This window comes from Pseudomonas sp. dw_612 (assembly GCF_018449725.1).
In the GTDB taxonomy this organism is placed as follows: Bacteria; Pseudomonadota; Gammaproteobacteria; order Pseudomonadales; family Pseudomonadaceae; genus Aquipseudomonas.
The window spans coordinates 193,136-209,308 of the sequence record NZ_JAAVVC010000004.1 but is presented as its reverse complement, the minus strand read 5'-3'; the positions used below and the strand labels follow the sequence as shown (position 1 = coordinate 209,308).

General features: G+C 58.9%; 14 protein-coding genes, 1 tRNA gene and 1 pseudogene. 7 read left to right on the top strand and 9 right to left on the bottom strand.

Annotated features, from left to right (window positions below; all coding sequences use genetic code 11):
- Positions 1-55 precede the first annotated feature (55 nt).
- The 6 genes from HB680_RS08615 to HB680_RS08590 form a co-directional block, all read right to left on the bottom strand.
- Positions 56-1,630 carry an ABC transporter ATP-binding protein gene (locus tag HB680_RS08615; protein ID WP_213938080.1) on the bottom strand — a complete coding sequence of 525 codons (1,575 nt, stop codon included), beginning with the start codon at positions 1,628-1,630 and terminating at the stop codon, positions 56-58.
- A 14-nt stretch (positions 1,631-1,644) separates the two neighbouring features.
- On the bottom strand, positions 1,645-2,667 hold the full coding sequence (locus tag HB680_RS08610; RefSeq protein ID WP_213938079.1) for an ABC transporter permease: 1,023 nt from the start codon (positions 2,665-2,667) through the stop codon (positions 1,645-1,647).
- Positions 2,667-3,728: a microcin C ABC transporter permease YejB gene (locus HB680_RS08605; protein WP_213938078.1), complete on the bottom strand. Its 1,062-nt coding sequence runs from the start codon at positions 3,726-3,728 to the stop codon at positions 2,667-2,669. Before HB680_RS08605 ends, HB680_RS08610 begins: the two co-directional genes overlap by 1 nt.
- Complete coding sequence (locus HB680_RS08600; protein ID WP_213938077.1) at positions 3,728-5,596, bottom strand: extracellular solute-binding protein; 1,869 nt, start codon at positions 5,594-5,596, stop codon at positions 3,728-3,730. Before HB680_RS08600 ends, HB680_RS08605 begins: the two co-directional genes overlap by 1 nt.
- Before the next feature lie 137 nt (positions 5,597-5,733).
- On the bottom strand, positions 5,734-6,015 hold the full coding sequence (locus HB680_RS08595) for a peptidylprolyl isomerase (protein ID WP_008150918.1): 282 nt from the start codon (positions 6,013-6,015) through the stop codon (positions 5,734-5,736).
- A 121-nt stretch (positions 6,016-6,136) separates the two neighbouring features.
- Positions 6,137-7,018, bottom strand: a complete 882-nt coding sequence (locus HB680_RS08590; protein WP_213938076.1) for a triacylglycerol lipase — start codon at positions 7,016-7,018, stop codon at positions 6,137-6,139.
- Here HB680_RS08590 and HB680_RS08585 point away from each other — a divergent pair.
- Both HB680_RS08585 and HB680_RS08580 read left to right on the top strand, forming a co-directional pair.
- The gene (locus tag HB680_RS08585; RefSeq protein WP_213938248.1) at positions 6,929-7,261 is read left to right on the top strand and encodes a hypothetical protein; all 333 of its coding nucleotides are present in this window, start codon (positions 6,929-6,931) and stop codon (positions 7,259-7,261) included. The two genes, HB680_RS08590 and HB680_RS08585, sit on opposite strands and share 90 nt — an antisense overlap.
- Positions 7,262-7,358: 97 nt before the next feature.
- Positions 7,359-8,402, top strand: a complete 1,044-nt coding sequence (locus HB680_RS08580) for a hypothetical protein (RefSeq protein WP_213938075.1) — start codon at positions 7,359-7,361, stop codon at positions 8,400-8,402.
- A 49-nt stretch (positions 8,403-8,451) separates the two neighbouring features.
- Here HB680_RS08580 and HB680_RS08575 read toward each other — a convergent pair whose 3' ends face one another.
- Entirely contained in the window at positions 8,452-9,540 is a 1,089-nt protein-coding gene (locus HB680_RS08575) for a 3-deoxy-7-phosphoheptulonate synthase (protein ID WP_213938074.1), read from the bottom strand.
- Between the two features lie 623 nt (positions 9,541-10,163).
- Here HB680_RS08575 and HB680_RS08570 point away from each other — a divergent pair.
- The 5 genes from HB680_RS08570 (at position 10,164) to HB680_RS08550 (ending at position 13,934) form a co-directional block, all read left to right on the top strand.
- Positions 10,164-10,607, top strand: coding sequence for a GNAT family N-acetyltransferase (locus HB680_RS08570; RefSeq protein WP_213938073.1), 444 nt, complete (start codon positions 10,164-10,166; stop codon positions 10,605-10,607).
- Between the two features lie 127 nt (positions 10,608-10,734).
- Entirely contained in the window at positions 10,735-11,376 is a 642-nt protein-coding gene (gene uvrY / locus HB680_RS08565) for a UvrY/SirA/GacA family response regulator transcription factor (protein WP_082356623.1), read from the top strand.
- 2 nt (positions 11,377-11,378) lie between these two features.
- A complete protein-coding gene (gene uvrC, locus HB680_RS08560) occupies positions 11,379-13,202 on the top strand; it encodes an excinuclease ABC subunit UvrC (protein ID WP_213938072.1) in 1,824 nt (607 codons plus the stop codon).
- Positions 13,203-13,234: 32 nt separating this feature from the next.
- The gene (pgsA, locus tag HB680_RS08555) at positions 13,235-13,795 is read left to right on the top strand and encodes a CDP-diacylglycerol--glycerol-3-phosphate 3-phosphatidyltransferase (RefSeq protein WP_054046593.1); all 561 of its coding nucleotides are present in this window, start codon (positions 13,235-13,237) and stop codon (positions 13,793-13,795) included.
- Positions 13,796-13,858: 63 nt separating this feature from the next.
- Positions 13,859-13,934: transfer RNA gene (locus HB680_RS08550), tRNA-Gly, on the top strand.
- A 133-nt stretch (positions 13,935-14,067) separates the two neighbouring features.
- Here HB680_RS08550 and HB680_RS08545 read toward each other — a convergent pair.
- Both HB680_RS08545 and HB680_RS08540 read right to left on the bottom strand, forming a co-directional pair.
- Positions 14,068-14,740, bottom strand: a pseudogene (locus HB680_RS08545) (TolC family protein); the annotation flags it as partial.
- Positions 14,741-14,843: 103 nt separating this feature from the next.
- Positions 14,844-16,172 carry a TolC family outer membrane protein gene (locus tag HB680_RS08540; RefSeq protein ID WP_213938071.1) on the bottom strand — a complete coding sequence of 443 codons (1,329 nt, stop codon included), beginning with the start codon at positions 16,170-16,172 and terminating at the stop codon, positions 14,844-14,846.
- Position 16,173: the final 1 nt, after the last annotated feature.

The window sequence follows — 16,173 nt, the reverse complement described above, 5'->3', positions numbered from 1 at the left end:
CGGAATGTGTGTTGTCTGTCAGGGCCCTTTCGCGGGCAAGCCTCGGTTCAAAGGCCTACGCCGGATGCGCCGCCGCCAACAGCTCCTTGGTATACGGATGCTGCGGCGAGTCAAACACGTCGTGGCTCGCACCGCTTTCCACCACTTTGCCGTCCTTGATCACGATCATGTCATGGGCCAGGGCGCGCACCACCGCCAGATCATGGCTGATAAACAGGTAGGTCAGGCCGTGTTTTTCCTGGAGATCCCGGAGCAGGGCGACCACTTGTTTTTGCACGGTGCGGTCCAGGGCCGAGGTCGGTTCGTCCAGCAGAATCAGCGCCGGCTTGAGCACCAGGGCCCGGGCGATGGCTATACGCTGTCGCTGGCCGCCGGAAAATTCATGGGGATAACGGTGACGGCTTTGCGGGTCGAGGCCGACTTCGACCAGTGCTCGAATCACTTCAGCCTTGCATTCCTCGGCGGTCAACTGGCTATGAACTTCAAGGCCCTCGCTGATGATCTGCGCCACGGACATGCGTGGGCTCAGGCTGCCGAAGGGGTCCTGGAACACCACCTGCATTTTCTTGCGCCACGGTCGTAGTTGCTTTTGCGTCAGACCGTCCAGCGCTTCGCCCTGAAAGCGAATGCTGCCTTCGGAGTCGAGCAAGCGCAGGATCGCCTGACCCAAGGTGGACTTGCCCGAGCCGGACTCACCAACGATGCCCAGCGTCTTGCCACGCTGGACATTCAGGCTGATGCCATCCACCGCATGCAAGTACGTCTTGCGCTGGAACAGACCGCCGCCAAGGGCGAACTTGACCTGCAGGTTGTCGACTTCCAGCACCTTCTCGCGTTCGTCCCGGGGCAGGGCTTCGCCGTCCGGCTCGGCGTTCAGCAGCACGCAGCTGTAAGGATGCTTCGGCTCGGTGAACAACGTCTCGCAAGGGGCCTGCTCGACGATTTCCCCGGCCTTCATCACGCACACACGCTGGGCAATGCTGCGCACCAGATTCAGGTCATGACTGATCAGCAACAGCGACATGCCGAGCCGTTGTTGCAGGGACTTGAGCAGCAACAAGATCTTGCGCTGCACCGTCACGTCCAGCGCGGTGGTCGGTTCGTCGGCGATCAGCAACTCCGGTTCACAAGCCAGGGCCATGGCGATCATCACCCGTTGCCGCTGACCACCGGACAATTGATGCGGGTAAGCCTTGAGCCGTTCCTTGGGTTTCTTGATGCCCACCAGTTCCAGCAGTTCGAGAATTCGCGCCTGTGCGGCTTTGCCCGCGAGCCCTTTATGGATCAGCAGGGTTTCGCCGATCTGTTTTTCAATGCTGTGCAGCGGATTCAGCGAGGTCATCGGTTCCTGGAAGATCATCGCGATCCGGTTGCCGCGCAACTGACGCAACACCTTCGCATCGGCACCGACCAGCTCCTGACCGTGATAACGAATGCTGCCACGGGTTTCAGTGCCTTCTTCGGGCAGCAATTGCAGTATCGAGTGCGCCGTCACCGATTTGCCCGAGCCCGATTCGCCGACCAGTGCCAGGCATTCGCCGGGACGGATGTCCAGGCACAGGTTGCGCACCACGGTCTGGCCGCTGAAGGCCACGCTGAGGTCACGGATTTCGATCAGGTTGTCACTCATATCAATGGTCCGCTTCATGAACGTGGGTCAAAGGCATCGCGCAACGCCTCGCCGATGAACACCAGTAAAGAAAGAATCAGCGCCAGGGTGAAAAACGCCGTCAACCCCAGCCACGGCGCTTGCAGGTTTTGCTTGCCCTGACCGATCAATTCACCCAGGGATGCACTGCCGGCCGGCATGCCGAAGCCGAGGAAGTCCAGGGCGGTGAGGGTGGAAATCGCCCCGGTCAGGATAAATGGCAGATAACTCAAGGTCGCATTCATGGCATTCGGCAGGATGTGACGGACGATCACTTTACGGTCGCTCAGGCCAAGGGCTCGGGCGGCCTTGACGTATTCCAGGTTGCGTCCACGCAGGAATTCGGCGCGCACCACGTCCACCAGGGCCAGCCAGGAAAACAGCGCCATGATTCCCAGCAACCACCAGAAATTCGGCTCGACGAAGCCCGACAGAATGATCAGCAGGTAGAGCACCGGCAGCCCCGACCAGACTTCCAGCAAACGCTGGCCGAGCAAGTCAACCCAGCCACCGTAATAGCCTTGCAGCGCGCCGGCGGCAATGCCTATCAACGCACTGACGAAGGTCAGCATCAAGGCAAACAGAATCGACACCCGTGCGCCGAAAATGACGCGGGCCAGCACATCTCGCGACTGGTCGTCGGTGCCCAACCAGTTGACCTTCGACGGCGGGCTCGGCGCCGGTTTGTTCAGGTCGTAATTGGGGGTGTCGTCGCTGAACGGGATCGGCGGGAACAGCAACCAGCCGCCATCCTTCTTGATCAGCTTCTGCACATAGTCGCTGCGGTAATCGGCCTGGAACGGTAGTTGTCCGCCAAACTCCTGCTCGGTATGGCGCTTGAACGCCGGGAAGTACAGCGAGCCTTCGTAACTGACGATCAAAGGCTTGTCGTTGGCGATCAGTTCGCCGCCGAGGGTCAAAAGGAACAACCCGATAAACAGCCACAGCGACCACCAACCCCGGCGGTTTTTCTTGAAGCGTGCGAAGCGGCGACGGCCCAGCGGCGAAAGCTTGAACATCAGGCATTCCTCGCGGCGAAGTCGATACGCGGGTCGACGAGGGTGTAGCAGAGGTCGCCGACCAGTTTTATCAGGAGCCCGAACAAAGTGAAGATGAACAGCGAGCCGAACACCACTGGATAGTCCCGTGACACGGCGGCTTCGTAACTCATGCGACCGAGACCATCGAGGGAGAAGATCACCTCGATCAACAAGGAACCGGCGAAGAACACGCTGATGAAAGCCTGGGGAATCCCCGACACCACCAGCAACATCGCGTTGCGAAACACATGGCCGTACAGCACCCGGCGCTCGCTCAAGCCTTTGGCTCGGGCCGTGACCACGTATTGGCGGGTGATTTCATTGAGGAAGGAATTTTTGGTCAGGATGGTCAGGGTGGCGAATCCGCCAATCACCAGCGCGGTGACTGGCAATACCAAGTGCCAGAAGTAATCGGCGATTTTGCCCACGGTCGACAGCGACTCGAAGTTGTCCGACACCAGCCCGCGCACCGGGAACCAGTTCAGCGACGTGCCACCGGCAAACACCACGATCAGGAACATCGCGAACAGGAACGCCGGCATGGCGTAACCGATGATGATGGCGGTGCTGCTCCAGATATCGAAGTGACTGCCGTGATGCACCGCTTTGCGAATGCCCAAGGGGATCGACACCAGGTAAGTGATCAGCGTCGCCCAGAGCCCGAGGGAAATGGTCACCGGCATTTTTTCCAGGATCAGGTCGGTGACCGTGGCGCCGCGGAAGAAACTCTTGCCGAAGTCCAGCCGCGCGTAGCTTTTAAGCATCAGCCACAGGCGTTCCGGCGCCGGTTTATCGAAGCCGTATTGTTTTTCGATCTCTTTGATCAGTTGCGGGTCGAGGCCACGGCTGGCCCGGGAACTGCCGTGCATCGTCTCACCGGAACTGACGCCGACCGTGGCGCCGCCGATGCCTTGCAGGTGCGCGATTGCCTGTTCCACCGGACCGCCGGGCGCTGCCTGCACAATGACGAAGTTGACCAGCAGAATGATCACCAGCGTCGGAATGATCAGCAGCAAACGCCGCAGTATGTAAGCCCACATCAGCGCGGCCCTCCGGATTTGCCGCGCTTGATCAGTTCGGCGGTCATCTGTTCATTGGTCAGGGGCGTGGAACTCACTTCCCACCAACTTTCGATGGCTTCGTCATTGCTCGCTTGCACATTGGGAATACCGAAACGGTTCCACCACACAGTCGAACTGCCAGGTGGGTAGTAGTTGGGAATCCAGTAGTAGTTCCATTGCAGCACCCGGTCCAGGGCATGGGCGTAGCGCAGCATATCGGCTTGGGTGTTCGCGCGGATCAGACCGTTGATCAGCGTATCGACTGCCGGGTTCTTCAGCGCCATGTAATTGTTGGCGCCGGGATCGTTGGCCGACGCCGAGCCGAAGTAGTTGATCAACTCGCCGCCAGGAGACGTGGTCACCGGATAGCCGGTGATGACCATGTCATAGTCCCGAGACATCAGGCGGTTGACGTACTGGGACGAGTCGATGCGCCGGATATTGAGGTCGATGCCGATCTGCTTCAACGTGCGTTTATAAGGCAGCAGCAATCGGTCAATGCCGTTCTGGCTGGTGAGGAAGGTAAAGCTCAGCGGCTCACCCTGGGCATTCACCAGTTGGTCGCCGTCGGGTTTCCAGCCGGCCTGTTCGAGCAGGTCCAGGGCTTGCAACTGCTTGTCGCGGATGACACCACTGCCATCGGTCTTGGGTGCTTCAAAGACCTGGGTGAAAACTTCGTCGGGGACCTGCCCGCGAAGCGGTTCAAGAATCGCCCGTTCCGCCGCATCCGGAAGCTTGCGCGCGGCGAGGTCAGTGTTGGAAAAGAAGCTCTGCTGGCGGATGTACAGGTCGCGCATCATCTGCCGGTTGCTCCATTCGAAATCCCAGAGCATGGCGAGGGCCTGGCGCACACGACGGTCCTGGAACATCGGGTTTTGCAGGTTGAAGACGAAGCCCTGGGCCGTTTGCGGTGCGTCGGTGGCCAGGTGCGCCTTTCGCAGGCGACCGTCGCTCAGGGCCGGGCTTTCGTAGCCGATGGAGTAACCCGTGGCGGAGAACTCACGGTTGTAGTCGTAGGCGCCTCCGCGCAATACCTGGCGGGCAACGTCGGTATCGCCGAAGTACTCGATGCTGAAATGATCGAAATTGTAGAGGCCACGGCTGACCGGCAGGTCCTTGCCCCACCAGTCGGCATTGCGTTCGAAGGTGATGCTGCGCCCGGAATCGACCTTGCTGACCCTGTACGGGCCGCTGCCCAGTGGTGGTTCATAACCGCCGCCGCTGGCGAAGTCGCGGGTCTTCCACCAGTGCTCGGGGAATACCGGCAAGGTCGCGATGTCCAGGGGCAAAGTGCGGTTTTCATTGCTCTTGAAGTCGAACCGGATGGTCAGGGGCGACTCGACTTCAGTGCCTTTGACATCAGCGAACTGGGTGCGATAACGCAGGCTGCCCTGGGTCATCAGCAGGTCAAAGGTGTAGCGCACGTCCTCGGCGGTGATCGGCTTGCCATCGGCAAAACGCGCCTTGGGGTTCAGGAAGAAGCGCAGGGTCAGACCGTCGTCAGACCGTTCCATCTTCTCCGCGACCAGGCCGTACACCGTATACGGTTCATCCAGCGAACGCTGGGCCAGGGGCGAATAAAGCAGGCCGTCGATCTGGTTAACGCCGATGCCCTTGTCGATGTAGGGCAGGACATGGTCGAAATGCCCGATCTCGATGGCCGAGCGCCGCATCGTGCCGCCCTTGGGGGCTTGCGGGTTGGTGTAGGCGAAATGACTGAAGCCAGCGGGATATTTCGCCGGTTCGCCATACACGGTCAACGCGTGTTGCGGTGCTGCATTCACACCTGCGGCGCTCAACAGCAGGGCCACGGCAGTGAATATCAAAGTGGGGAAAAGCAGTCGCATTGTCAGCCTTAGAGCCGGGTGATCGATAAGCACAATTTGTACGCTAGCGGCGCGTCACTCGCCAGCCGAATCACGTAACCAAATACACAACGGCCCACCAAAAGGCGGGCCGTTGTATTGAACGTTCACACGTCAGATCAGTCCTGACGGCTGGTCACTTCCAGCAGGTGATAACCGAACTGGGTCTTGACCGGGCCTTGCACGACATTGATTGGTGCGCTGAAGACCACGGTGTCGAATTCCTTGACCATCTGGCCTGGACCGAACGAACCCAGATCCCCGCCCTGACGGCTGGACGGGCAAGTGGAGTTGGCCTTTGCAACTTCGGCGAAATCAGCGCCGCCCTCGATCTGGGCCTTGAGTTCGTTGCACTTGGCTTCGCTGGCAACAAGGATGTGACGGGCAGTGGCTTTAGCCATGGGAAAATTCTCCATTCAATGTTCAGTAAAGTGGTGAGCCTACCGGATTCAGTGGCCTATTTCTTCTCAAAGTTCCATCCGGAGCCGGTCGGGCCATGGCGGATCCGTATAAAGGAAAGGTTTACAGGCCGGCATTTCTCAAGCGCTCGGCGTGCACTACGTACAAGTCAATCGGGTTCACACCTTTGCGGCCACGCCCGGTCGCCTGGCTGAGGCTGTCCATGTGGTCCATTGGGTAGTCGGAGCGGATCACTTTGCCCAGATGGGAGCTGTATCGACCGACCAACCCGTCGTTTTGCCCGGCCTCGGTAATGAAATACTCGGAGAAGGCCCGGCAAAAGGCGTGTGTCGGGTCGAGGGCACCGAGCCCTTCATTGAGAAGGGTCCCTTGCAGGGTGCCGCTCCAGGAGTAATACCGCACCCCATTGACCAGCTCTCGACCCTTGCCGCCCCAGTTTTTTGGCAGACCTTGAGGGTACTTGTCGTTGAAAGCGCCAACGCCTTCGGTCGTCAGGGCGTTGAGTGCGGCAATTGCGTTTTGCGGCAAGTGAAGATTGCCGCTGAGCAGCGACAGGAAATCAGCAAACAGCGTCGCGACCTTTCTGGCCACATGCTCTGGTAAACGCCCCGGTGTCAGGGCCTTTCGCAGAAAATCTGCCAGTTCCGAGCCGTGATTCGGGCCGCTGACGGACGTCACCGACGCGACCCGCTGCGGCGCGACGGCGGCGGCGTATCGTGCGGCCAGTGCGCCCTGACTGTGACCGATCAGGTTGACCTGGCGGGCGCCGGTGCCTTCCAGTACCCGTTCAATCTGGGTCAACAACTGATCGCCGCGCACTTCATTGCTATGGGTAGCTGAAAGGTGGGGAACGAAGACTCTGGCCCCATGACTTCTAAGGGACTGCTTGACGTCATGGAACAGTTCATATTTGCCGATGCGGTCGAAGCCGAAGAGCCCATGTACCAACAAGATTGGGTGTTGAGTTGTTGCATTCCGTTGCATGATCGTGCCTTTTTCGCAGAAGTTCGTGGATGTGAGCAGGGGTCCACTCTAAAACACTCCCGTAGGCAGGCGATGTATGAAAAAGCCGCTGTATTCGAAGGAAAGCGGTATAGAAAAGGTATGAAAATTCGGATCTGGGCGAAGCTTCTGTCGGAACATATCGACATCTTTTTATGCGCTCAAGAGCAATTCCCACCAATGGCCTACTTCATTGGCAGCATTTGCCCGGCCCATCTGACGTGATCACCTGACATCGCTGGGCAGCGCGACAGGTTTAAATAGGCCTTGTTCGACGCCGACCTGCGGGACGGCCCATATTTCCAAGGAATGGAGTAAGTGAATGAGCACATATGAAGTCGATGCAGGAGCAATTTCGCTAGCGGCTCCGCAGTTGGCGCAGGCGGATAACGCCGTTCTCGATCCGGCCTGCCAAAAAGCGGTGGTCAAGGTCTTGCCTTATCCGGGCATGGCGAGCGGAGACAGGCTGGTGCTGCACTGGTCGGGGCTCGACGATGAGGGGCAGGTCTATCTGCACGAGGTTTCGCGTTTTGTCAGCGAGGGCCAGGTGGGCAAGGAGGTTATCTTTATCGTCGCCAGCACTCACATCGGCGTGTTGGACGGTGGTTCGCTGGAGCTCTACTACACACTCACCAGCCGTTCTTTGCCCGAGTCCGTACAGTCTCGACGTCTGCAGTTGAATGTGGGTGATACCCAACCGTCGCCGTTGCCGTTGATTGTGAATGATGCCGTGGGCGGGGCGCTGGACCCGGACCGGGTGATCGAGGGCGCGAGCATAACGATTCGACCCTATGCCAGGATGGCGGCGGGTGACCGGGTGGAGCTGTTCTGGGAAGGCGCTACACCAGAAACAAGTTTCAATGACCGGTTGAGTATCGAAGCCTTTGCAGTGGGGCACGAGCTTTCGTTCTGGGTGAATCCCGAGTTCATTGCGCCTGACCTCGGGTCATCGGTGACGATCACGTATTGCATCGAGCGGCATGGGCAGGCGCCGCTTTATTCGGAGCCGACGCGATTGTCCATCGGACCTTTGGAGCGCGCGCCGCTGCTGGCCCCCGTCATACTGGAGGCTGATGAAGGCTGGCTGGATCTGCAGGACTCGATTGATGGTGTCACCGTCGTGATTGATGATGCCCGGACCGAGGAGGGGGAGTTGGTGTACCTGAGGTGCGACGGCATCAACTTCAGTCATCGGGATGAGCGGGACATATCCCGGGAGATGGCGGGTGAGCCACTGGTGTTTGTTGTGCCTTACCGGTTCTGGAGAGAGCACCAGGATTCGACGGTTCGTGTCAGTTATTCGGTTGAACGACTGGATGACGTGAGTCAGCTGTCGGATGTGGCACTGGTGCAGGTGCAAGGGTAAGTCGTTTCGAGGCCTTCCAGTCTTCGGCTGAAGACTGGAAGGTCGTTGGTCATGCCGGCTGCTGTGCGCGGTGCTGAGTTCGAAGTCGCTCAGTTGCCTTGCGCAGTAACTGTTCGGTCCCGCTCCAACCGAGGCAGCCATCCGTTACCGATACCCCGTACTGCAGGGATGAACTCAACGGCTGGCAGCCCTCGAACAGGTGACTTTCGATCATCATGCCGATCAGCGAGTGATCGCCTTGCAGGCGTTGCTCAAGCACGTCGTTGAACACGGCTGGTTGACGCAACGGGTCTTTACCGCTGTTGGCGTGACTGCAATCGACCATGATCCGTGCCGGGATCTTCAGTTCGGTCAGGTCGTGATTAATCCGTGCGACGCTGTCGCGGTCGTAGTTTGGCCCGTGATGCCCGCCGCGCAATACCAGATGGGTATCCGGATTGCCCGGTGTCTGGATGATTGCAGGATGGCCCTGGCTATCGACGCCGAAATGTCGATGGGGGTGAGCCGCCGAGCGCATGGCATCGCTGGCAACGGTGACGCCGCCATCGGTGCCGTTCTTGAAGCCCACTGGCATGTTCAGGCCACTGGCCATTTCCCGGTGGATTTGCGATTCGGTGGTGCGCGCACCGATGGCGACCCAACTGAGCAAGTCATCGAAGTAACCGGCCGCCATCGGTTGCAGCAGTTCGGTGGCAATCGGCAAGCCGAGGCGGAGCATTTCACGCATCAGTTCCCGAGACAGGGTCAGGCCACCGGCCATGTCATCGCTTCCGTCGAGTTGCGGGTCGTAGGCCAGGCCTTTCCAGCCAATGGTGGTGCGGGGCTTCTCGACGTAGGCGCGCATGACCAGAAGCATTTCATCGCTGACTTCAGCGGACAGGCGGGCAAGGTTGGCGGCGTATTCGAGGGCAGACTTGGGATCATGAATGGAGCAGGGGCCGACGATGACCAGCAGACGGGAGTCTTCACCGTTGAGGATCGCGCGTACCGCGTGGCGGTGGGCGGCGACTTGCTGGGTCAGCGCGTTGCTCAGTGGCAATTGCTGCTTGAGTTGCAATGAGCTGGGCAGACGCAGGGTCAGCGCTTCATTGGCCGGGCTCAAGGTGGACAGTGGCAAAGCAGAGACGGACGAGTTCATATTCAGGCTTCCTGGGCTGGCAGCGGGTTCATTCCCGCGTACTCGGCCCTACTGGGGTGTTCGACAATTGGCCGGATTGGCTGCGTGTGTGTGCTTGCCACCTGTGGGTGACCGATCGGAGGTGGCAGGCTGTCCCGAGCGGAGGCTGGTAAATCGCCAGGCGGTAAAACTGTCGTGACGGTAATAAGTGGCGTAGTTCATTGCGTGAATCCTCAGTTGTCTGGTGTCGCTAAAAATGTTGGGGCTGAAAAAACAAAACCCCCGGTCGGGAAGCCGACCGGGGGTTGAGAATTCTCTGGTGGCGACCCGTTTAAAGTGGGCGCCGTGTGGGTATCAGGCGCGCCAGTGGCTAAACCAATACCCAAAATAAAAGCTGACCGGAGCGCAAACGTCATTCGCCCGGGCAGCCGCCACCGAGCGCAGGGCGCTGACGGTACGAAGCTTTGAGAGGGCGTTGAACATGGTCTGTCTCCGATGAATGCGCCGAGCTTACTAGAGGGCGGTAGGCGGGTTCAATCAGAAAATGCTATCGGGCATCAATGGCGTTTTCTATCGCTTGAGTACCTGAAGGGGTGTGACACACTCGGCGCTTCGCTAACAACAGTGACCATTTCGGAGCGTTGATGCTGTTCGAATTACGTCAGGCGACATCCCTGGATCTGAATTTCGCTCGGGACCTGACCTGTCAAAACATGCTGTCCTATTACATTCAGTACGAACTGCCTTGGCTGGATGAAGCTTTCGACGTGGCTTGGGCGGGGCGCGAAAACTGGCTGATCATGCAAGGCGACGTGCCTGTGGGTTATGTCAGTCTGAGTCGGGATGCCAGGGCCTTGTACATCCGCGAGCTGCACGTAGCTGCAGCCTTTCAGGGGCAGGGCGCCGGTTCCTGGGTGATCGATCAGGTATGGGCCATGGCCCGGGCGGAACGACGACCTGCTTTGCGCCTCACCGTCTTCAAAAATAATCCGGCGCAGGCGCTGTATCGGCGAAGGGGGCTGGAGGTGGTCGGCGAAGACGAGTGTTTCCTGAGAATGCAGCGTGAAATCGATATCCCTCATCGCTGAAACACGCGGGGGGCAAGCGTTGAAAGATGAATTGAAACTTTTTATATGACGCTTGCCGCTAGGTCTGTCAGTTGCTTTTTGCTAAGGTGTTCGGCAACCCAATACGACCATATCGCGAGGTGTCTGCTTGATTAGGGTGCTAGTAGTCGATGACCATGATCTCGTTCGTACAGGCATTACACGAATGCTGGCTGACATCGATGGCCTGCAAGTAGTCGGCCAGGCCGAGTCAGGGGAGGAATCCCTGCTCAAGGCGCGTGAGTTGAAGCCCGATGTGGTTCTGATGGACGTCAAGATGCCCGGGATCGGCGGTCTTGAAGCCACGCGAAAATTGCTGCGCAGTCATCCCGACATCAAGGTTGTCGCGGTCACTGTGTGCGAGGAGGATCCGTTTCCTACACGGCTGTTGCAGGCCGGGGCGGCGGGTTATCTGACCAAGGGCGCAGGTTTGCCGGAGATGGTCCAGGCCATTCGTTTGGTATTTGCCGGGCAACGCTACATCAGCCCGCAGATTGCCCAGCAACTGGCGATCAAGTCGTTCCAGCCGACCAATGATTCTCCTTTTGACGCCTTGTCGGAGCGCGAGATCCAGATCGCCTTGATGATTGTCGGCTGTCAGAAGGTCCAGATCATTTCCGACAAACTTTGCCTGTCGCCGAAAACCGTGAATACCTACCGTTACCGCATTTTCGAGAAGCTTTCGATCAGCAGCGATGTCGAGCTGACACTGTTGGCGGTTCGTCACGGCATGGTTGATGCCAATCTCTGAAAATGACTGAAGTCTTCGATCCGAGTGCATTTCTGTCGACAGTGAGCGGACGCCCCGGCGTCTATCGCATGTTCGACAGCGACGCGCGCCTGCTTTACGTCGGCAAGGCCAAGAATCTCAAGAAACGCCTGGCAAGCTACTTCCGCAAAACCGGTCTGGCGCCCAAGACCGCCGCGCTGGTGGGACGTATCGCTCAGGTCGAAACCACGATCACGGCCAACGAAACCGAAGCCCTGTTGCTTGAGCAGACGCTGATCAAGGAATGGCGTCCGCCCTATAACATTCTGCTACGCGACGACAAATCCTATCCTTATGTCTTCCTCTCGGACGGCCAGTTTCCACGCCTGAGCATCCACCGCGGCGCAAAAAAGGCCAAGGGCAAGTATTTCGGGCCTTATCCAAGCGCGGGCGCCATTCGCGAAAGCCTGAGCCTGCTGCAAAAGACCTTTTTTGTTCGTCAGTGCGAAGACAGTTATTACAAGAACCGCACGCGGCCTTGCCTGCAATACCAGATCAAGCGCTGCAAGGCGCCGTGCGTCGGGCTGGTAGAGCCGCAGGTGTATGCCGAGGACGTGCGCCATTCGGTGATGTTCCTCGACGGGCGCAGCAATGCGCTGACGGATGAACTGTCTGCCGGGATGGAAGAGGCGGCGATCAACCTCGAGTTTGAACGTGCGGCCGAGCTGCGCGACCAGATTTCCTTGCTGCGTCGGGTCCAGGACCAGCAAAGCATGGAAGGCGGGACGGGCGACATCGATGTGATCGCCGCGTTCGTCAATCCGGGCGGCGCCTGTGTCCACCTGATCAGCGTGCGTGGCGGCCGGGTACTGGGCAGCAAGAACTTCTTCCCGCAAGTGGGGATTGAAGAGGACGTTTCCGAAGTCATGGCGGCGTTTTTGGGTCAGTACTTCATCAGCAGTCCCGAACGGGATTTGCCGAGTGAGCTGATCGTCAATGTGGTTCACGACGATTTCCCGGTGCTGATCGAGGCCATCCACGAGCTGCGCGGTCGCGAATTGTCCATCAGTCATCGGGTTCGCGGTACGCGCGCACGCTGGCAGCAGTTGGCGGTCACCAATGCCGAGCATGCGCTGGGCGCGCGGTTGGCCAATCGTCAGCACGTCGCAGCGCGTTTCGATGCGCTGGCCGAAGTGCTGAACCTGGATGAGCCACCTCAGCGTCTCGAGTGTTACGACATCAGTCACTCCAGCGGCGAGGCCACCGTGGCGTCCTGCGTGGTGTTCGGTCCGGAAGGCCCGATCAAGTCGGACTACCGTCGCTATAACATCGAGGGTGTGACGCCGGGCGATGATTATGCCGCGATGCATCAGGCCCTGACCCGTCGTTTCAGCAAGCTTAAGGACGGCGAGGGCAAGTTGCCGGACATCCTGTTGGTGGACGGCGGCAAAGGGCAGCTCTCCATGGCCCGGGACGTACTCAATGAGCTGGCGGTGCCTGACCTCATTTTGTTGGGCGTGGCCAAGGGCGCGACGCGCAAGGCCGGTTTTGAAACCTTGTACCTGAATGACGCAGCACACGAATTCACGTTGCGCGGTGATTCCCCCGCGTTGCATTTGATCCAGCAGATCCGCGACGAAGCCCACCGTTTCGCCATTACCGGGCACCGGGCACGGCGGGGCAAAACCCGCCGCACGTCCACGCTTGAGGGGGTTGCGGGCGTCGGGCCGACACGTCGGCGCGATTTGTTGAAACATTTTGGTGGATTGCAGGAGCTGTCTCGTGCCAGCATCGAAGAGATCGCCAAAGCACCCGGGATCAGTAAAAAGCTCGCTGAGTCGATTTATGCAAATCTACACAGCGAGTAGAATGCCAACTCACCTCGTAGCCAGTTGTGCCGATGAATATCCCTAATCTGATTACCGTTCTACGCGTCCTGCTCATCCCGATCTTCATTTTACTGTTCTACCTGCCTTACCAATGGAGCTACCTGGCCTCCAGTTCGGTCTTCGCATTCGCCGCTGCCACTGACTGGCTCGACGGATACCTGGCTCGCCGTCTGGAACAAAGCACACCATTTGGAGCTTTCCTCGATCCAGTGGCCGACAAGTTGATGGTCGCCGTCGCACTGGTGTTGCTGGTGCAAGAACACGGCAACCTGTGGCTCACGCTGCCGGCCGCGGTCATTATTGGTCGCGAGATCGTCGTCTCTGCGTTGCGAGAGTGGATGGCCGAACTCGGCGCCCGCGCTCATGTCGCTGTGTCGAACCTGGGTAAATGGAAAACCGCCGCGCAGATGCTCGCACTGGTGATACTGCTGGCCAATCCGTCGGACTTCACGTTCTGGGTTCTGGTGGGTTACGCCTTGTTGCTGGTGTCCGCCGGTCTGACATTGTGGTCCATGGTCCAATATCTGCGGGCTGCGTGGCCACATCTGAAGACCGACGTAGAAAAGAAATAAAACTTTTTTGAATCAAAGGGTTGACGGGGCTTCTGGATTCTATAGAATGCGCCACACCAAGACGCGGGAATAGCTCAGTTGGTAGAGCACGACCTTGCCAAGGTCGGGGTCGCGAGTTCGAGTCTCGTTTCCCGCTCCAAGCATTAAAAAATGGATCTCTGAAAAGAGGTCCATTTTTTTCGTCCAAAGAAAAGTCTTTCTTTGATTTTTGCCGCGCCCACCCTGGAAAACACTCAGAACCAGCCCCAAGATGCTACAAGCAATCCAGGTGTCTAAAGATCTAATACGATGACCTTGGCTTCCGTGCGGTCGCCATCCCGTATTTTCCTGGTGTTTTGCAAATCTTCGCGCTGCCAGCCTCCGCCCAACGCTTTGAATGTGGCCACTGCGGCGCGAACCGATTCAGTCTGTGCCTGGGCTCTACCATCAGATGCGGCTAGCTTCGCCGATGCGAGCATTCGATGCCGCCAGTCGGCGCTCAGCGACGATCAAGTCTGGACGCCGACGCAGTAGATCGGCCGGAGAGCCTGTGTCGGCGATACTTGGCACATCAGGGATGCGCGCTGACTTAATCAATTGCGCGCTGTAAGTACCCGGCGGTTTGCCTAACATGACATCCAGCGCATTCATCGCAGCTGCAAGGCCAGCCTGCAGTACCGGCACGGTGGCCTGTGCTTGATTCAGCGACCCTTGGGTCTGGTTCAACTGTAGTTCAGCAGCTAATCCTTTTGCGTGCAGGTGCTCGATGGTGGTGAGCAATTGTTGTCGCGTGTCTACTTGTTTTCGGGCAATTTCCAGGCGTGCTTGCAGGCCACGGATGCTGATGTAAAGGTCTGCAGTCTGCGCTACCACCGCGAGGCGTGTGGCAACCGCTCCGGCTTGGGAGGCCTGATAGTCGAAGAAGGCTGCCTCTTTGCCTCGGCGTAGTCCGCCAAATACGTCCACAATCCTTTTGTCTGACCGCATTGCCTCAACGGTAGGCGAAGGGAGCGCTGTTGCGTGCCCGGGTTTTGCCGACGGCCTTGTAAAAGTGCCGTGCAGGTGAGCGTCAGTTGGTGACCAGCAGTTCCGGGCCGAGGTAGTTGTTGATATGGTCGATATCGTCGTCGCCCAGACTGCCCACCGAAGAGGCCAGGCGCAGGCGCGACATCAGGTAGCGCAACTTGGCTTCGACCAGATCGTGGCGCGCAACGAAGAGCAGCTCTTCGGCATTGAGGACGTCCGAGTTGGTGCTGGTGCCACCTTCCTTGAAGCCTTTACGAGTCGAAGTCAGTGAGCGCTCGTTGGACTCCACGGCCCTCTCCAGCGCGTGAATACGTGTGGCGCCGCTCTCTACGCCACGATACTCGCGGGTGGTGCCGGAGATGACTTCCTGGCGCGTGGCGTCGAGTTCGTCCAAGGCCTTATAGCTATTGGCACTCGCCTGGCGTGTCAACGCGCTGGTGCCGCCACCGTTGTACAACGGAAAGTTTACTTCCAGCCCGATTGAGCCGTAGTGGTTGCGTTGATTCAGCTCGGAAATTGATTGGCTGTCGCCCGCGGTGTAACCGGCAACGAAATCCAGTGTTGGCCAGTGGCCGGCCCTGGCGCGCTTTACTTCTTCTTCGGCGAGGTCGCTGCTATGACGGCGCGCATGGATCAGCGGGCTGTCGGTCTGGGCTTTGACCAGCCAGTCTTGCAGGTTGCTCGGTAGCAGCGGTGGCGTATCGAAGCTCGGACGCAAGGTGGTCAGCGATTCGGGGGTTTCTCCGATGTATTCCTCAAGCTTGCGGCGCGCATTGACCAGGTTGTCCTGCGCTTCGATCAGCTCAACCGCGGCGAGGTCGCGGCGAGCGGCCGACTCGTCGATGTCGGTGACCGTGCCGGCCCCCAACTCCATGCGCCGTTTCGCCGAAGCGAGCTGCTCGTCGAAGGCGTTCAGTTTGGACTTGGCAAGGGTGATGGTTTCGCTGGCCAGGAGCACGTCGAAATAGCTTTCAGCCAGGCGCACCGCGGCGTCCTGACTCTTGGCATCGAACACCGCGACGCTGTAGTCGGCACGCTGCTTGCCTTGGCGGTACTCGGACATCTTCTGTTTGTTGAACAGCGGCTGGCGCAGGCGCACGTTAGCGCCCTTGGAGGTGTAGTCGAGATCCCTTTCGACGCCGCTCTGGCGTTGGGCGCCATTGACCTTGTTGTCGTAGGCCGAGGCATTGATTTGCGGTAGCAGGCCGGCCATGCCGATGGCGCGGTTTTCCACACCGGCCTCCTTTTCATGCACAGCGGCGCGATAGACGGGGCCTTGATACTGCAACAGATCCCAGGCTTGTTTGAGGTCCATGGCGCTGACCGGGAGGGACAGCGCCAGCAGGCAGAAGAACAGGCAATGACGGTCCATT

Bases quoted from the DNA above. Each gene is read 5' to 3' on its own strand.
- HB680_RS08615 (WP_213938080.1), bottom strand. From the start codon at position 1,630: ATGAGTGACAACCTGATCGAAATCCGTGACCTCAGCGTGGCCTTCAGC.
- HB680_RS08610 (WP_213938079.1), bottom strand. From the start codon at position 2,667: ATGTTCAAGCTTTCGCCGCTGGGCCGTCGCCGCTTCGCACGCTTCAAG.
- HB680_RS08605 (WP_213938078.1), bottom strand. From the start codon at position 3,728: ATGTGGGCTTACATACTGCGGCGTTTGCTGCTGATCATTCCGACGCTG.
- HB680_RS08600 (WP_213938077.1), bottom strand. From the start codon at position 5,596: ATGCGACTGCTTTTCCCCACTTTGATATTCACTGCCGTGGCCCTGCTG.
- HB680_RS08595 (WP_008150918.1), bottom strand. From the start codon at position 6,015: ATGGCTAAAGCCACTGCCCGTCACATCCTTGTTGCCAGCGAAGCCAAG.
- HB680_RS08585 (WP_213938248.1), top strand. From the start codon at position 6,929: ATGGAACAGTTCATATTTGCCGATGCGGTCGAAGCCGAAGAGCCCATG.
- HB680_RS08590 (WP_213938076.1), bottom strand. From the start codon at position 7,018: ATGCAACGGAATGCAACAACTCAACACCCAATCTTGTTGGTACATGGG.
- HB680_RS08580 (WP_213938075.1), top strand. From the start codon at position 7,359: ATGAGCACATATGAAGTCGATGCAGGAGCAATTTCGCTAGCGGCTCCG.
- HB680_RS08575 (WP_213938074.1), bottom strand. From the start codon at position 9,540: ATGAACTCGTCCGTCTCTGCTTTGCCACTGTCCACCTTGAGCCCGGCC.
- HB680_RS08570 (WP_213938073.1), top strand. From the start codon at position 10,164: ATGCTGTTCGAATTACGTCAGGCGACATCCCTGGATCTGAATTTCGCT.
- uvrC (WP_213938072.1), top strand. From the start codon at position 11,379: ATGACTGAAGTCTTCGATCCGAGTGCATTTCTGTCGACAGTGAGCGGA.
- pgsA (WP_054046593.1), top strand. From the start codon at position 13,235: ATGAATATCCCTAATCTGATTACCGTTCTACGCGTCCTGCTCATCCCG.
- HB680_RS08540 (WP_213938071.1), bottom strand. From the start codon at position 16,172: ATGGACCGTCATTGCCTGTTCTTCTGCCTGCTGGCGCTGTCCCTCCCG.